Below are 15,940 nucleotides of genomic sequence, written 5' to 3'. Positions count from 1 at the left end.
GCATGGGCGCCGACATGACCGCCCAGCCCTCCACCCCGGTCCCGGGACCGGCGGCGCCCGAGCCGACGACATCGGAGCCGGTGCCGTCCGCCGTCCCGTCGGTGGCCGAGGCCGCCGCGACGCCTCCGGAGTCCGCCTCGCAGTCCGCAGCACAGCAGGTCGCCGGCACGGACCCTGCCGGGCACGACACCGTCCTCGCGGCCCGCCGCTCCCGGTTCGGCAGCCCGCCGCGCGGCCCACTGCTGATGGGCCTTGGTGCGGCACTGCTGATGCTCGTCGGCGGGTTCGGCGCGGGTGGCACCCTGATCCGCGACCCGTGGCTGACCAACTCCCCCATCGGGTTCTGGCGCTACGGCCACGGCTCCGAGATCGCGACGGCACTGGTCTACATCGGCGTCGTCCTGCTGGCATGGGCGTGGATCCGGCTGGGCCGCGAGGTGCTGGCCGGGCGGGTCGGCGGACGCGCGGTGCTCAGCACCGCGGTCGTGTGGCTGATCCCGATGCTCGTGACGCCGCCGCTGTTCACCCGTGACGTCTTCAGCTACCTGGCGCAGGGGGCGCTGCCGCTCCACGGATTCGACCCGTACGCGGTCGGGCCGGACGCGATGCCGGGCGTGTTCACCGACAACGTGCACTTCTTCTGGCAGGACACGCCGGCACCGTACGGGCCGCTGTTCATCCTGCTGGCCAAGGGCACGGCCGCGCTGGCGGGCAACAACATCATCGTCGGCGTCATCCTCATGCGCCTGGTGCTGTGCCTCGGCCTGGTCCTTCTGGTCTGGGCGCTGCCGGAGCTGACCCGCCGGATGGGCGGCAAGGTGCCGGTGGCCCTCTGGGTGGCGGTCGCCAACCCGCTGATGATCATCCACATGGTCGGCGGTGGTCACAACGACCTCCTGGTCATGGGACTGCTGGCCGTCGGCGGCCTGTTCGCGCTGCGCGGGCGTTGCCTGCTGGCGATCGTGCTGGTGAGCGCCGCGATGGCCGTCAAGGCCAGCGCCGCGGTGGCGTTGCCGTTCGTCGTCCTGATCTGGGCCATGCAGATGCCGGGCTCCACCCGTGCTGTCCGGATCGGCAAGGCCATCGGCGCCGGCATCGGCGTGTTCGTGGTGACGTTCGGCCTGATCACCGTGGCCGCAGGCGTCGGGCTCGGGTGGCTGCCGGCGCTCAGCGCGCCGTCGATGATCGTCAACTGGCTGTCGTGGCCGACGGGCGCGGGTGAGCTCGTCCACTGGCTGGTCAACCTGGTCGTCACGGTCCCGAAGCAACCGTTCATCAACGTCGCGCGCATCGTGGGCGCTGCCCTGCTCGTCTGGATCGCGGTGAAGCAGTGGCTCGCGGCCCGCGACGGCGGCCCCGACGCGCTGCGCCGGGCGGGCATCGTCCTGCTCGCGGTCGCCGTGCTCTCCCCTGCGACGCTGCCGTGGTACCTGAGCTGGGGCATCGCGTTCCTGGCGATGGCGCCCTGGTCGCGCAAACACCTGTCATGGCTGGTCGCGGGCTCGTTGTGGATGGTGATCGTCTACTACCCCAACGGCGAGGACGCCCTCTACAACTGGGGCTACCTCGCGATCTGCGCGCTCGGCTGCCTGCTCGCGGCCTGGTCGTTGCACACGCCCGACCCGCTGGGCCTGAACAGAAGGCTCTCCCGGCGCAAGCCGGTCGCCGCCCCCGAAGAGTCCCGCGACCCCGTGGCGGCCGCCGGTGCCGGGCAACGGCCGAGCTGAGCTCGACGCCGCGGGCCTGACCGATCCGGCCCTGCGCGCCGGGTACGCCGCCTGCCGGGACCTGCACGCCGCGCACGGCCGCACCTACTTCCTCGCGACCCGGCTGCTGCCCGCCTCGCGGCGGCCCGCGGTGCACGCCCTGTACGGGTTCGCCCGGTTCGCCGACGAGATCGTCGACGACCTGTCCGACGGTCGCGCACCCGGCGACCGGGCCGCGGGCATCGACGCCCTGGGCCGGGCCCTCGACGCCGTGCTCGACGGCCGCGCGCCAGAGCCGGCACTCGGGGCGTTGCCGGACGGTGCGGGGACGGGTGCCGCCCCCGTCCTGCTCGCCGTCGCCGACACCGCCCGCCGCTACGCGATCGACCCGGCGCACTTCCGCGACTTCCTGACGTCGATGCGGATGGACACCGAGGTCACCGACTACGCGACCTACGACGACCTGGCCCGCTACATGCACGGCTCCGCGGCCGTGATCGGGCTGCAGATGGTGCCGATCCTGGGCACCGTCGTCCCCCGCGAGGAGGCAGAGCCACCTGCCGCCGCACTGGGCGTCGCGTTCCAGCTGACGAACTTCCTGCGCGACGTCGGCGACGACCTCGACCGCGGCCGTGTCTACCTGCCCGCCGACGAGCTGGCCGCGTTCGGCGTCGACCGCGACCTGCTCATGTGGTGCCGTGTCCGGCGGGCCCGCGACCCGCGGGTGCGGGCCGCGGTCGCGCACCTCGTGGCCCGCACGCGCGCGGTGTACCGGCGCGCCGCGCCCGGCATCGGGATGCTGGAACCGGTGTCGCAGGCGTGCATCGACGCGGCCGCGACCCTCTACGGGGGCATCCTCGACCGGGTCGCCGACGCCGGCTACGACACGGTGCTGCACGAGCGGGTGCGGGTCGGCACCGCGCGGCGCGCGGCCGTCGCGATCCCCGGGTTGGCCCGGGCCGTCGTGGCCCGGACCCCGAGCCGCGCCGCGCGGCCCGCCGGACGGGTCAGAACGCCATCGCCTGCGCGCGACGCTTGACCTCCTTGTGCCGCCCAGCGACCAGCGCGGCGACGGGCGTGCCCGGCAACGACTCGTCGTCGGCGTACAACCAGCGCAGGATTGCGGAGTCGGTGTAGCCGCCGTCACGCAGCACCGTGATCGTGCCGCTCAGACCCTTGATGATCCCGAGGTCGGCGTCGAGGAAGTCGGCGGGGACAACGACGGCCCCGTCGCGACGCAACGACAGCAGCTGCCCGTCGCGCACGAGCTGGTGCACGCGGCTGACGGGAACGGACAACGCCTCGGCGACGTCGGCGACCGGAACGGTCACCACATCGTCGGCGAGCACCGACTCGGCGCCCGACACCTCACTCATCGTCCGGCCTCGCCAAGGCTCGGCCGACGCGTCGCGGACACGCTGTGTAGATGGTTCGATCGCTGACGCTCACTCATCGTCCGGCCTCGCCAAGGCTCGGCCGACGCTTCGCGGACACGCTGTGTAGATGGTTCGATCGCTGACGCTCACTCACAGCGGCACAGGATGCCACATCACCGGCAATGACCGGCAGCCTCCGACCGGACGGTACCGTCGGGGGGTGACCGCCCCGACCGGATTCGCAGGTGCGCTGCTCGATGCGCGCTACCGCGTCGGCGGGGTGATCGCCAAGGGCGGCATGTCGACGGTCTACCACGGGCTCGACACCAGGCTGGACCGTCCCGTCGCGATCAAGGTGATGGACGGCGCCATGGCGGCCGACCCGGCGTTCCGGGCCCGCTTCGAGCGCGAGGCCCGTCTCGCGGCGCGGATCGACCACCCGGCCGTCGTCGACGTGCACGACCAGGGCGACGGTCCCGACGGCGCGTTGTTCCTGGTCATGGAGCTGGTGCAGGGCGGCACGCTGCGCGATGTGCTGCGGGCGCGGGGCGCGGTGGGCGTGCCCACGGCGTTCGCCGTCATGGCGCCGGTGCTGGCCGGGCTGGCCGAGGCGCACCGGCTCGGCATGGTGCACCGCGACGTCAAACCCGAGAACGTGCTCATCTCGGACACCGGTGAGGTCAAGGTCGCCGACTTCGGGTTGGTCACCGCGGCCGCCCAGAGCGGCGCCAGCCACGCCGGCATGATCATGGGCACTCTCGCCTACCTCTCCCCCGAGCAGGTGGCCAGCGGCGCGGCAGACGCCCGCAGCGACGTCTACTCGGCGGGCATCGTGCTCTACGAACTGCTGACCGGCTCCCCGCCGTACGTGGCCGACGTGCCGATCACGGTGGCGCTGCGCCACGTCAACGAGGACGTCCCGGCCCCCTCGCAGGTGGCCGGCGACGTCCCCCCGGAGCTCGACGAGCTGGTCCTGGCGGCGACCCGGCGCGACCCGGCGGCCCGCCCGGCCGACGCGGGGGCGTTCCTGGCCGCGTTGCAGGCCGTGCGCGACCGGCTCGGTGTCCCCCGTGTGCCGGTGCGCCCGCCGGTGCGGCCCGTGGAGGAGCAGCTGACGGTGCCCGCGGCGGGCCTGGCCGGCCCGGGTGGCACCCGCACGATGGAGCGCCCCCCGGGTTCTGTCGCGTTCACCCCCGCCGCGGCCCCGGACGCGCCGGCCACCCACCACGCGGCGCGCCGCCGCGGCCGGCGCTGGCTCGCGCTGTGGATCGCGGTCGTGCTGGTGCTCGGTCTGGTCGTGGCGGGCGCGGCCTGGTGGCTGGGCACCGGCCGGTGGACGGCGATGCCGTCGGTCGTCGGTCTCGACCGGCCGGCGGCGGAACGACTGCTGGCCGACTCCGACCTGGTCGTAACGGTCAACGAGGAGCACCACGACTCCATCGCGGCCGACGTGGTCGCGCAGGCCGACCCGGCGCCGCAGTCACGGCTGCTGCGCGGGGCGCACGTGCAGCTGACCGTGTCGAGCGGGCGTCCGGTGGTGCCCGCGGTGGCTCCGGGAGCGGCGGTCGCCGCCGCCGAGCAGCAGCTCCGTGACGGCGACCTCACCCCGGTCCGCTCGGTCGCGGCCACCGAGTTCAGCGACACCGTCCCCGAGGGTGCGGTGCTGCGCACCGATCCCGCTGCGGGCACCGCGCTGCCCGTCGGCGCGCCGGTCACCCTGGTGCTCAGCAAGGGCGAGCGGCCCAAGACCGTCGAGGTCCCCCACGTCGTCGGCATGCGGGTCAACCAGGCCACGCAGGCTCTGCGCGAGGCCGGGTTCGACGTCGAGACCGAGTCGGACTTCCCGTTCGGCGACCGCGACAACGGACGGGTCGTGGCCCAGTACCCCGACGCCGGCGAGTCGCTGCCGCGCGGCAGCACGATCACCCTGACCGTGTTCTGAGCCCTGACCGTGTTCTGAGCCCTGACCGTGTTCTGAGCCCTGACAGGGTTCTGAGCCCTGACCGTCGTCCGAGCCCTGACAGGCGTCGAGCCCTGACCCGTCTTCCGAGCCCGGATCGTCGTCCGGGCAGGATTCTCCGGACTCAGCCGCGCAGCATCTCCGCCACGAGGAACGCCAGCTCCAAGGACTGCTGTGTGTTCAGCCGCGGGTCGCACGCCGTCTCGTAGCGGCCCGACAGGTCGGCGTCGGAGATCTCCTGCGCCCCACCCAGGCACTCGGTGACGTCCTCGCCGGTGACCTCGACGTGGATGCCGCCCGGGTGTGTGCCCAGGCCGCGGTGCACCTCGAAGAAGCCCTGCACCTCGTCGACGATCCGGTCGAAATGACGCGTCTTGTAGCCGGTGGTGGACTCGTGGGTGTTGCCGTGCATCGGGTCGCACTGCCAGATGACCTTGTGCCCGGACGCCTCGACCTTCTCGACGATGGGCGCCAGCACGTCGCGGACCTTGCCGTTGCCCATGCGGCTGACCAGCGTCAGCCGGCCGGGGACGCCGTGCGGGTCGAGCCGCTCGACGTACTCGACGGCCTGCTCCGGCGTCGTCGTCGGGCCGATCTTGAGACCGATCGGGTTGGCCAGCAGCTCGAAGAGGGCGACGTGCGCGCCGTCGAGCTGGCGGGTGCGCTCACCGATCCAGACGAAGTGCGCGGACAGGTCGTAGAGCTTCGGGGTCCCGCTGCGGGTGTCGAGCCGCAGCATGGCCCGCTCGTAGTCGACGAGCAGCGCCTCGTGGGAGGCGTAGAACTCGGTGGTGTGCATGCGGTAGTCCTCGACGCCGCACGCGTCCATGAACTGCAGCGCCCGGCCGATCTCGCCGGCCAGCGCCTCGTAGCGCTCCCCGGCGGGCGAGGTGCGGACGAAGTCCTTGTTCCAGTCGTGCACCATCGTCAGGTCGGCCATGCCGGTCGCGGTCAGCGCGCGCACGAGGTTCATCGCGGCGCTGGCGTTGGCGTACGCCCGGACCATGCGTGACGGGTCGGGGATGCGGGCGACCGGGTCGGCGACGATCGAGTTGACGATGTCGCCGCGGTAGGACGGCAGGCCCAGCGCGTCGGTCGGGCTGCTGCGTGGCTTGGCGTACTGGCCGGCGATGCGCCCGAGCTTCACCACCGGCAGCGACGCGCCGTAGGTGAGCACGATGGCCATCTGCAGCAGCGTCCGGATGGTCGCCCGGATGTGCGGCTCGGTGTTGTCGACGAACGTCTCCGCGCAGTCGCCGCCCTGCAGCAGGAACGCGCGGCCATTGGCGACGTCGGCCAGCCGCTCGTGCAGCCGGTCGACCTCGGCGGGCAGCGTGACGGGCGGCACGCTCTCCAGCACCGTGCGCACGTGCGCGACCTGCTCGGCGTCGGGCCAGTCGGGCTGCTGCGCCGCGGGGCGCGCCAGCGCCTCGTCGAGACGGGTCCGCAGGTCCGCGGGCAGCGGCGGCAGCTCGGGCAGCACTTCGACGGGGGCGTCGACCGACCAGTTCACACCCGCCAGGTTAGGCCGTCGCCGAACCCGGGCGCCGCGCGGCCCGACCCCTCACGGACGACGGCCCGGGCGGCCGTTCGGACGCCCGGACCGGGCGCCGGCTGGTCCGTCCGGACGCCGACGTCACCCGGACGGACCGATTCCACATCGGACCCCCGGTGTACTCCCCCTGCATGGCAACTCTTCTGTGGATCCTGGCTGTCGTCCTGGTCATCGCCGGCATCGTGGCGATCCTGCGTCGTCAGCTGTTGTGGGGCATCGTGCTGATCATCGTCGGGCTGCTCGTCGGCCCCGGCGGCGTGAGCATCTTCACCTGACCTCGGAACCCCCGGCCCGACTCCCCTGATCCGAGGGGCGGTCGCGGCCCGCGCTCAGCGGGCCGCGACCGCCGACTCGATGGCCTCCCAGCGCCGCGCGTTGAGCCGGGCGTCGGCCAGCGCGTCGTGGGCGTCCGACGACGGCGGTGGCAGCGGCGGACGTCCCGCGTCCTCCCACCGCTGGCGCAGCTCGCGGGTGAACCGCGGCAGGGCCCGCGGCAACGCCGGCATCGCTCCCCACAGCTGACACAGCACGACGTGGTCGTAGGCGGCGATCCACGCCCACAGCTCGACGTCACCGGGCGCTCCGGTGAGGAACGCCAGCAGGTCCGATCGGATCGCGGCCCGCGACCGCCACGCCGCGTCGGCGGGCGACGGCAGCTTGGGCAGCACGTTGGCACGTACCCACGCCCCCGCCCGGCCCGGGTCGAACTCCGTGGAGACGGCGTAGAACTCGCGGCCGTCCTCCCCCACCACACCGATGGACACGAGATCGATCGTCGTGCCGTCCTCGATGAACTCGCAGTCGTAGAAGAACCGCATCCTGTCCCTGTTCGTGCTGCCCAGGGGCGATCACGCGCCCCCGCTACCCCGCCGGACCGCTGCGGCCGGCGACACCACCCGGACGCCGACACGGGCTCCCGCCCGCGGCCGCCGGGCCGCAGGTGAGCGTACGGACCACCCGGCAGGCGCACCCGGCCCGGGGCGGCCCGCGACACCGCCGACGGTCGGGCCCGGGAGCCTGCGGCCAGGTCGGGGAGCACGTAGTCGAGCAGGTCGCGGCCGTAGTCGGAGGCGACGACGACGTCGTCGGCCGCGATGCGCACCCGGTTCAGGGACTGCATCCGCAGCACGTCGCCGTCGGCGCGGCTTGGGGAAGATGTCCGCGTACGACACCCCGAGGGCCTCGAGGTGGTGGCGACGGTTGCCGTCGCGGGGTCGGTGACCGGCTGGTCGAGGCAGACGGCGTCGACGCCGCGGCGGTGGAACGGAGCACATGCCGCGCAGGCCCTCGCCGCGGGCCCGGTCCATCAGGAACAGCTTGGTGCGGGTGAACACGTGGTGCCCGCGGGCGGCGGCAACCTCACCGCTGGCCGGAGTCGGCGACGACGTCGCCCGCCGTGACGGCGCTCATCCCCCTGTGGCACAACAGCTCACCGGTTGCCGACTCGGCGACGACCGAGACGTGGCGACCGTCGGCGAGGATCGCTGATCATCCGGCCTTGGTACCGGGCACGCGGTCGGCTGCCTCGGCCGCGGCCTTCTCCTTGACCGACGCCGCGTAGAGGTCGACGTAGGTCTGCCCGGACAGCTCCATGAGCGAGTACATGATCTCGTCGGTCATCGACCGTTCGATGAACCGGTCGCCCGCCATCCCGGCGTAGCGCGAGAAGTCGAGCGGCTCGCCCACCTTGATGTGGACGTGGTGCGGCTTCCACATGCGCGAGCCGATCGGGTTGACCTTGTCGGTGCCGATCATCGCGACGGGGACGACGGGGACGCCTGCCTCCAGCGCCATCCGCGCGACTCCGGTCTTGCCCTTGTAGAGCCGCCCGTCGGGCGAACGGGTGCCCTCCGGGTAGATGCCCAGCAGCTTGTCCTCACGCAGCAGCCGCACCGCGGTGTCCATGGCGTCCTGGGCCGCGGACCCGCCGGAGCGGTCGACCGGCACCTGACCGACCCCGGTGAAGAACTGCTTCTTGAGGAAGCCGATCAGGCCGGGCTCGGTGAAGTACTCGCGTTTGGCCAGGAACGTGATCCGGCGCGGGACGAGCAGCGGCAGGAAGAACGAGTCGACGACGGCGAGGTGGTTGCTCGCGAGAATCGCGCCGCCCCTCTCCGGGACGTTCTCCAGCCCTTCGATCGTGGGTCGGCACAGCAGCCTCATCAACGGCCCGAGCAGTACGAACTTCGACCACCAGTACAACACCGGGGCGGGCTCCCCTCCGCTCGACGCCGCACAGCCTACGGACGCCCCACCACACCCGCCACCGGATGGGGCCCACGGGTTCACGACGGTGGGCGTGGGGCGTCCGGCACCGCCGCCGCCCCGGACGTGGATGCACCTGTTCAGGACGATTCGGACGCCGAGCGGTCTCGATGCGGTCGGGGCGGGCCTTTTCCACGCCCGACGTGTCAGGATGGTCGGGACTTCGTCGCCCCGGACCCCAGCCGGGTCCGGACGACCACGGGAGGTGCCGGTTGAACCACGATCCCGACGATCGGGGCGGCCCCGGCACCGGTGGCCCCGACCCGGACCGGGCGATCGACGAGTTCGACCGGATCGTCGCCGCGTGGCGCAGCGAGGGCCCGGTCCCGCAGTGGCCCGACGAGATCGCCACGCCCGCCGCGGCGCCCGCCCCGCCGCGCCCGGACGGCCCTCGCGACGAGGAGCCGACGCCCGCACGCGGCATCGCGCGCCCCACGTCCGACGAACCGTCCGACGCCGACGAGCCCGACGAGCACTTCGTCCCGCCGGAGCCGCCACCACTGCCGCGGCTCGGCCCGCCCGCGATCGTCGGTATCGCGCTGCTCGCGCTGGGTCTGCTGCTCGTGGTCGCGCCGAGCGTGCTGGGCATGTCGTCGGTCTACGGGCTGCCTCTGGGCCTGCTGTCGCTGGCCGCCGGCCTGGGCTGGCTGGTGCTGCGGCTGTGGCCCACACCGGCCGACGGCGACCCCGACGAGGACGACGACGGCGCCGTCCTCTGACCGTGCCGGCATCGTTCCTGCAGGTCAAGAGCGTGCGACGTCCGCGCGCTGCGAGGCGTCCGACGCCGTGACGGCTTCCCGCGCGAGCTGCGCTGCGCCCACCACGGCGGCGGCCTCGCCGAGCTGGGCCGTCCGGATCCGAGCCAGCGGCCGGTGTCCTGCCCCGGTCACGATGCGCGCGTAGTGCTCGCGGGCGGCGTCGAGGAACAGCGGCGCCGACCCCGACACCCCGCCGCCGACGACGACCACCTCCGGGTCGAACACGTCGGCGACCAGCGCGAGGCCCTCCCCCAGCCAGTGGCCGAGGTCGGCCATCGCGCGGCGGGCGACGCGGTCGCCCTCCCGGGCCGCCGCCGCGACACGCTGGCCGCTGATCCGGCCGGGATCGGCGGCGGCGTCGCGGGCCAGTATCGACCCGCCTGAACGATCGGCGCCCAGCAGCTCCAGCGCCGTCGTCGCGAGCGCGGTGCCACTGCAGTAGCGCTCCCAGCAGCCACGTTTCCCGCACGGGCAGGGCCGCCCGTCGGGCACCACCCGCAGGTGGCCCAGCTCGGGTGCGACGCCGTGCGCGCCGCGGAACAGCTCGCCGCCGATCAGCAGGGCCGCACCGATCCCGGTGCCCAGCGCGATGAACACGGCCGTCGACGTGCCCGCAGCCGCGCCGAACCGTCGCTCGGCCAGTGCGGCGGCGTTCGCGTCGTGCTCGACGACGGTCGGCAGGCCCAGCCGGGCACCGACCCGGGTCGCGACGGGGGCGTCGCGCCACGACAGGTGCGGCGCGTAGCGGACGGTGTCGCGGTCGGGGGCGATGAACCCGGCCAGGGCGAGGCCCGCGGCCTGCACGGGGTGGCGGCGGGCGAGCTCGCGGACGACGCCCGCGATCGTCTCCTCCAGCGCCTCCTCACCGACCGGAGTGGGGGCGCGGACGGTGTCGAGCACCTGGCCCTCGGCGTCGACGACGCCCGCCCGGACACTGGTGCCGCCCACGTCGACACCGACCGCCAGCAGCTGTTCGTCGACGGCGGGTCCGGCGCTCATCCGCGGGTCACGGTGATGCGTTGCGCCGGGGGGCGCGGCGACGGGTCGGACGCGGCGGCGGTTCCAGCGGCCGGTGCGGCGCCGGCGCCCTCGTCGAGGGCGGCGCGCAGCACCGTGAGCAGCCCTGACGCGTGCTCGGCGAGCTGGGCGGCGAGCTCGGGGCGCTCACCGCGGAGCACGGCGATGACCGCACAGACCGGGCAGGAGGCGCAGGCCGCGGGTGTGGTCCGGTCGGCGCCGGGCGGGGCGGTGGCGAGGCGGTCCAGCGCCGGCTGCAGCCGGTCGATCAGCCCGGCGAGCAGCGTGCGGGCCTCGCCGCCGACACCGGGGTGCCCGTCGCAGGAGTCCCCGGCAGGGCGGGTTCCGTCGCTCATCGCATCCACGCCGCAGGGTCGGGCCGGAACGTCACACACAGCACCGCGGCGTCGCCGGTCCCCTCGAGGCGGGCGTCGACGACCGCGCAGCGGCGCAGCACCGACGGCAACGTCACCGGACGCCGCGCGAACCCGACGGTGACCACCAGCTCGTCGCCGACCCGGACCAGGTCCAGCGGCCCGGCGTCGGCGCCGGGAAGGCGGAGGTCCATCACGAACTCGGAGTCGAGCGCGGTGCCCTCCCCCGCGGTGCGGCGCACCGTGAGCGCGGGCGTCGCGGGCCCCGGCGGCGGCACGGGGTCGGCGTCGCCGTAGAGGTCGTCGGCCAGCTCCAGCAGCGCCGTCACCCCCGTCGGCTCCGCGGCGGTGTGCCCGACCACGCGCACACCCGCACCGTCGGCGCCGGCGACGAGCTCGTCGAGAACAGCACGCTGCTCGGCGTGGCGTTCCCGCAGCCATGCCGCCGCGGGCCCGCGCAGCGACGGCGGCGGCGCCGGCACGACCCGGTTGGCGACCAGCCCGTCGACGCGGATGCCGTGCAGCGCAAGGGCGGTGAGAGTGCGCCGGGTCTCGGCGGCGACGACCCGCTCCGGGGTCAGCACGAGCCGGACGCTGCTGCGCGCCGGGTCGGCGATCAGGCCCGCGAGGCCGCCGAGCTGCTCGGCGAGTGCGTCGAGGGCGTCGACGGTGCGGTCGAGCCGCGCGGCGGAGTCGGCCGCGCCCCGCCCGGCCAGCCCCGCGAGCATGCCGCGGACGGCCCGGCGGTGTGCCGGGAACAGCCGTTCCAGGTAGCCGGCCAGCGCCTCCGGCAGCGCGAGCAGCCGCAACGTCTCCGCCGTCGGGCCGCAGTCGACGACCACGACCTCCCACAGACCCGTCTCGGCCAGCCTGCGCACCTCCGACAGCGCGAGCAGGTCGTCGACGCCGGGCAGCACGGTCAGCTCGTCGGCGAGGATCTCGTCGACACCGATCCCGGCCAGCAGCGCCCGCAGGTGCCCCTGCAGCGTGCCCCAGGCGCCGTCGAGCAGTACCCGGGTGTCGACGTGCGCCGCGTACAGCCCGCCGACGCCCGGCAGCTCCCGCGGCTCGCCGTCGAGGTCGGCCTCCAGCGCGTCGCCCAGGGAGTGCGCCGGGTCCGTCGACACGACCAGCGTCTTGCGCCCCGACCTCGCCAGCCGGGCGGCGGTGGCCGCGGACAGGGTGGTCTTCCCGACCCCGCCCTTGCCGGTGAACAGCACGACCCGCATCCGGCGAGCGTAGCCGCGGCCGGCGCGACGGGGCTGCTCAGCCCTGTTCGACGCGGCGCTTCAGACCCTTGAGGGCCGTGTCGATGATGACCTTCTCGGCCTTGCGGCGCAGCATGCCGATCATCGGGATGGTGAGGTCCACGGCGAGGGTGTAGGTGACCGTCGTCGACGCGGCGTCGCCCTCCAGCACGTAGGACCCGTTCTGCGCCTTCTGCATCTGGCCCTTGACCAGGTTCCAGCTGACCGAGTTGCCGTCGGGGCCCCAGTCGTAGTCGAGGGTGTAGGAGTCCTTGATGGGCCCGGCGTCCATGGAGAACCGCACGCGGCGGGCACGGCCGTCGGCACCCTCGTCGAGGATCTCCACCGTCTTCATCTGCTCCGCCCACTTCGGGTACGCCTCGAAGTCGGCGATGACCGCCATCACCCGCTGCGGGTCCGCGGCGATCGAGATCGAGGAGGTGGTCGCGTCGGCCATGCGCGGAGGTTACCGCCCCGACGCGGCCGGGACCGTCACCACCGCAGCACGTACGGCACCGGGTCGCGACGGAAGTAGCCGACGTTCACACACTCGGTGCGCCCGCGCCGCACCCGCCGGGACAACGGCTGATGGACGTGACCCGACAGCGCGGCCCGCGGCCGGTCGCGGTCGATCAGCTCCACCAGGCCGGGGCCCGCCGCCTCCGGACCCCGGGTGACGACGTCGTAGGCGAGCTCCGGGATCGCCGGCGGCACGTGGCTGCACAGCACGTCGACGCCGGAGAACCCGTCGACGACCGCCTCGTAGTCCTCCCACGACACCAGGTTCGGCCGCCACGCCGGGCCCCCGCGCAACGGCACCCCGGGCGGCAGCGGCGCCCCGCCGACGAACCCGAACCGCAGCCCGCCGATCTCGGCGACCCTGCCGTCGACGAGCGCCACCTCCGGCCCGGCGTGCGTGGGCCACAGGTGCGGCACGTCGACGTTGCCCGGGATCGCCCACGTCGGCGCGGACAGCACGGCGAACATCCGCGCGTACTGCTCGGAGATCGCCTCCTCCACGAGCGCCCGCGGGTCGCCGACGGCCGCCCACGCCGTGGTCGCGTACGCGCGCAACGCGTTCCGGTCGCCCGTGCGGCGCAGCTCCGCGAGCCGGGTGCTGACCTGCGCACCCAGGACGGTGCCGACGATCCCGCCCGCAGGGTCGCCGTAGTCGATGAAGTCGACGAGATCGCCGAGGACGACGAGCGCGTCGGCGCCGTCGCCCGCCCGGGCGAGGCCCTCGACGTTGCCGTGGACGTCGGAGACCACGTGCACGCGCATGCCTGCGACGCTACAGACGCCGGTCACCGGGTCCCGGGGCCACCCGGACCGCGCGGCGGGGGTTCGCCCGGGGCCCGGCCGTTCTCCAGGGACCGCTTGAGGGCGAGCGCCAGCCGCTTCGCGTCGTGGTGGCGCCTGCGCGACTCCGCGGCCGCGCGCAGCGGCGTCAGCGGCACCGGCGCGCCGTCCGGACCGGCGGCGTCGGCACGCAGGAAGTAGTGCAGGACGGTGCCGTCGAGCACCTCCTCGAGCCACACCTCCATGCTGCCGACGAGCGCGCCCGACACGGTCCACCGGATCCCCAGGTCGCCGCGGTCGGTGACGGCGCTCAACCGCAGGTCGGGCCACAACCGCGTCCAGCCGGCCGGATCGGCGAAGATCGCCGCGAGGCGTGGGCGGGCGACGACGAGGAACGTCTCGTCCATCACGTCGACCGTCGGCATCGTGCGAGGTTCCCCCGTTCGTGGGTGGCGGACCGGGCGGGCCACGCCGGGCCCGGCCGCGACGGTGCGGTACCGCCGTCGATCACGATAGATTTCGGACGAACGTTCACCCCACCGGTGTGGCACAGGAGGTTGCGACGTGCGCGAGTACAGCGTGCCCACGACGGTCGAGGTCGGGCCGCGGGAGACCCTGCTCGACCCTGTCATCGAAGCCGAGCGCCACCATCCGGCGGCGGTACTGATCCGCCGCACCGACGCGGCCGGCATCTGGCGCGACGTCACCGGTGCCGAGTTCGGCGCGCAGGTCAGAGCGGTCGCACGGGGGCTCCTCGCCGCCGGGATCGAGGCGGGCGACCGGGTCGTGCTGCTGTCGCGCACCCGCTACGAGTGGACCCTGTTCGACTACGCGATCCTGTCCGCCGGCGCGGTCACGGTGCCGATCTACGAGACGTCCTCGGCCGAGCAGATCGCCTGGATCCTGTCCGACTCCGGTGCCGTCGCGGCCGTGGTCGAGTCCGACAAACACGCGGGGCTCGTCGCCGAGGCCGTCCCCGGGTTCGCCAAGGTGTGGACGATCGAGCCGGCGTCGGGTGACGGCGCCGTCGACGCGCTCACCACGCTGGGCGCCGACGTGTCCGACGACGACGTCCGCGCCCGCCACGAGGCCGTCGGAGCCGACGACCTGGCCACGCTGATCTACACCTCCGGCACCACGGGCCGGCCCAAGGGTGTCGAGCTGACGCACCGCAACCTCGTCTCGGAGGTCCACAGCACCCGGCAGGTCCTGGTCGAGCTGCTCAACGTCGACGGCTCCGTGCTGTTGTTCCTGCCGCTGGCGCACGTCTTCGGCAAGGTCATCCAGTGCGGCGCGATCGCCAGCCGCACCACGATCGGGCACACCCCCGACGTCAAGGACCTCCTCGCCGACCTCGCCTCGTTCCGGCCGACGTTCCTGCTCGCGGTCCCCCGCGTGTTCGAGAAGGTCTACAACGGCGCCCGGCAGAAGGCCCACGCCGAAGGCAAGGGCGCGATCTTCGACGTCGCCGACGCCACCGCCGTCGCCTGGAGCCGCGCCCTCGACACCGGCGGCCCCGGCCTCGTCCTCAGGCTCAAGCACGCCGTGTTCGACAAGCTGGTCTACGGCAAGCTGCGCGCGGCCGTCGGCGGCCGGGTCGTCGGCGCGGTCTCGGGCAGCGCGCCCCTCGGCGAACGCCTGGGGCACTTCTTCCGTGGCGTCGGCCTGCCGGTCCTCGAGGGCTATGGCCTCACCGAGACCTCCGCCGGGATCACCGTCAACGGGCTGACCGCGCAGCGCGTCGGCAGCGTCGGGCGACCGGTGCCCGGGCAGTCGGTGAAGATCGCCGACGACGGCGAGATCCTGCTCGCGGGCAGCATCGTCTTCGAGCGGTACTGGAAGAACCCCACCGCGACGGCCGAGGCCGTCGCGGACGGCTGGTTCCACAGCGGCGACATCGGAGAGCTCGACGACGACGGCTACCTGCGCATCACCGGCCGCAAGAAGGAGATCATCGTCACCGCCGGCGGCAAGAACGTCGCCCCTGCGGTGCTGGAGGACCGCCTGCGCGCCCATCCGCTGGTCGGGCAGTGCATGGTCGTCGGTGACGCGCAGCCGTTCATCGCCGCGCTCGTGACGATCGACCCCGAGGTCCTGCCCGCCTGGGCGGAGCGCACCGGCAAGCCCGCCGGCGTCACCGCGGCCGACCTCGTCGACGATCCCGACCTGCACGCCGAGATCGCCGCCGCCGTCGCCGACGCCAACAAGGCCGTGTCCCGCGCCGAGCAGATCCGGGAGTTCCGCATCCTGCCCGGCGACTTCACCGAGGCCACCGGTGAGCTGACGCCGACGATGAAGGTGAAGCGCAACGTCGTCGCCGCCAACCATGCCGACGTCATCGCCGGCATCTACCAGGGCACCCACCAGCCAGCCTGACCTGCAG

16 protein-coding genes are annotated in these 15,940 nt (G+C 73.8%); 6 read left to right on the top strand and 10 right to left on the bottom strand.

Annotation, left to right across the window (positions count from 1 at the left end):
• Positions 1-14 precede the first annotated feature (14 nt).
• Both mptB and TOK_RS21215 read left to right on the top strand, forming a co-directional pair.
• On the top strand, positions 15-1,727 hold the full coding sequence (gene mptB / locus TOK_RS21220; RefSeq protein WP_253258533.1) for a polyprenol phosphomannose-dependent alpha 1,6 mannosyltransferase MptB: 1,713 nt from the start codon (positions 15-17) through the stop codon (positions 1,725-1,727).
• Positions 1,705-2,745: a phytoene/squalene synthase family protein gene (locus TOK_RS21215; RefSeq protein ID WP_098959742.1), complete on the top strand. Its 1,041-nt coding sequence runs from the start codon at positions 1,705-1,707 to the stop codon at positions 2,743-2,745. Before mptB ends, TOK_RS21215 begins: the two co-directional genes overlap by 23 nt.
• Here the strand turns inward: TOK_RS21215 and TOK_RS21210 are convergent.
• Entirely contained in the window at positions 2,714-3,082 is a 369-nt protein-coding gene (locus TOK_RS21210) for an Rv2175c family DNA-binding protein (RefSeq protein WP_098959741.1), read from the bottom strand. The genes TOK_RS21215 and TOK_RS21210 overlap by 32 nt on opposite strands.
• Before the next feature lie 220 nt (positions 3,083-3,302).
• Between TOK_RS21210 and pknB the strand changes: the two genes are divergently transcribed.
• Entirely contained in the window at positions 3,303-5,024 is a 1,722-nt protein-coding gene (gene pknB / locus TOK_RS21205; protein ID WP_172457686.1) for a Stk1 family PASTA domain-containing Ser/Thr kinase, read from the top strand.
• A gap of 142 nt (positions 5,025-5,166) precedes the next feature.
• Here pknB and TOK_RS21200 read toward each other — a convergent pair whose 3' ends face one another.
• Entirely contained in the window at positions 5,167-6,555 is a 1,389-nt protein-coding gene (locus TOK_RS21200; protein WP_098959739.1) for a class II 3-deoxy-7-phosphoheptulonate synthase, read from the bottom strand.
• A 173-nt stretch (positions 6,556-6,728) separates the two neighbouring features.
• Between TOK_RS21200 and TOK_RS32760 the strand changes: the two genes are divergently transcribed.
• The gene (locus TOK_RS32760) at positions 6,729-6,872 is read left to right on the top strand and encodes a GPGG-motif small membrane protein (protein WP_172457685.1); all 144 of its coding nucleotides are present in this window, start codon (positions 6,729-6,731) and stop codon (positions 6,870-6,872) included.
• 54 nt (positions 6,873-6,926) lie between these two features.
• On the opposite strand, the gene TOK_RS21195 is transcribed toward TOK_RS32760, so the two are convergent.
• Both TOK_RS21195 and TOK_RS21190 read right to left on the bottom strand, forming a co-directional pair.
• Positions 6,927-7,415 carry a polyadenylate-specific 3'-exoribonuclease AS gene (locus TOK_RS21195; protein ID WP_098959738.1) on the bottom strand — a complete coding sequence of 163 codons (489 nt, stop codon included), beginning with the start codon at positions 7,413-7,415 and terminating at the stop codon, positions 6,927-6,929.
• A 670-nt stretch (positions 7,416-8,085) separates the two neighbouring features.
• A complete protein-coding gene (locus TOK_RS21190; protein WP_098959737.1) occupies positions 8,086-8,802 on the bottom strand; it encodes a 1-acyl-sn-glycerol-3-phosphate acyltransferase in 717 nt (238 codons plus the stop codon).
• A 272-nt stretch (positions 8,803-9,074) separates the two neighbouring features.
• Between TOK_RS21190 and TOK_RS21185 the strand changes: the two genes are divergently transcribed.
• A complete protein-coding gene (locus TOK_RS21185; RefSeq protein WP_098959736.1) occupies positions 9,075-9,581 on the top strand; it encodes a hypothetical protein in 507 nt (168 codons plus the stop codon).
• A gap of 24 nt (positions 9,582-9,605) precedes the next feature.
• Here the strand turns inward: TOK_RS21185 and TOK_RS21180 are convergent, their stop codons facing one another.
• The 6 genes from TOK_RS21180 to TOK_RS21155 are packed head-to-tail and all read right to left on the bottom strand — an operon-like array spanning position 9,606 to position 13,982.
• Positions 9,606-10,589 carry an ROK family protein gene (locus TOK_RS21180; protein WP_098959774.1) on the bottom strand — a complete coding sequence of 328 codons (984 nt, stop codon included), beginning with the start codon at positions 10,587-10,589 and terminating at the stop codon, positions 9,606-9,608.
• Positions 10,590-10,615: 26 nt separating this feature from the next.
• Complete coding sequence (locus tag TOK_RS21175; RefSeq protein ID WP_098959735.1) at positions 10,616-10,993, bottom strand: hypothetical protein; 378 nt, start codon at positions 10,991-10,993, stop codon at positions 10,616-10,618.
• Complete coding sequence (locus TOK_RS21170; RefSeq protein WP_098959734.1) at positions 10,990-12,240, bottom strand: ArsA family ATPase; 1,251 nt, start codon at positions 12,238-12,240, stop codon at positions 10,990-10,992. The genes TOK_RS21175 and TOK_RS21170 overlap by 4 nt, the downstream gene beginning before the upstream one ends.
• Before the next feature lie 37 nt (positions 12,241-12,277).
• A complete protein-coding gene (locus tag TOK_RS21165; RefSeq protein ID WP_098959733.1) occupies positions 12,278-12,715 on the bottom strand; it encodes an SRPBCC family protein in 438 nt (145 codons plus the stop codon).
• 35 nt (positions 12,716-12,750) lie between these two features.
• Positions 12,751-13,539 carry a metallophosphoesterase gene (locus TOK_RS21160; RefSeq protein ID WP_098959732.1) on the bottom strand — a complete coding sequence of 263 codons (789 nt, stop codon included), beginning with the start codon at positions 13,537-13,539 and terminating at the stop codon, positions 12,751-12,753.
• A gap of 23 nt (positions 13,540-13,562) precedes the next feature.
• A complete protein-coding gene (locus TOK_RS21155) occupies positions 13,563-13,982 on the bottom strand; it encodes a polyketide cyclase / dehydrase and lipid transport (RefSeq protein WP_098959731.1) in 420 nt (139 codons plus the stop codon).
• A gap of 139 nt (positions 13,983-14,121) precedes the next feature.
• On the opposite strand from TOK_RS21155, the gene TOK_RS21150 reads away from it, so the two are divergent.
• The gene (locus TOK_RS21150; protein WP_098959730.1) at positions 14,122-15,933 is read left to right on the top strand and encodes a long-chain fatty acid--CoA ligase; all 1,812 of its coding nucleotides are present in this window, start codon (positions 14,122-14,124) and stop codon (positions 15,931-15,933) included.
• Positions 15,934-15,940: the final 7 nt, after the last annotated feature.

This window comes from Pseudonocardia sp. N23 (assembly GCF_002583555.1).
GTDB lineage: Bacteria > Actinomycetota > Actinomycetes > Mycobacteriales > Pseudonocardiaceae > Pseudonocardia.
The sequence above is the reverse complement of the archived record's forward strand: the minus strand, read 5'-3'. Positions and strand labels throughout refer to the sequence as shown.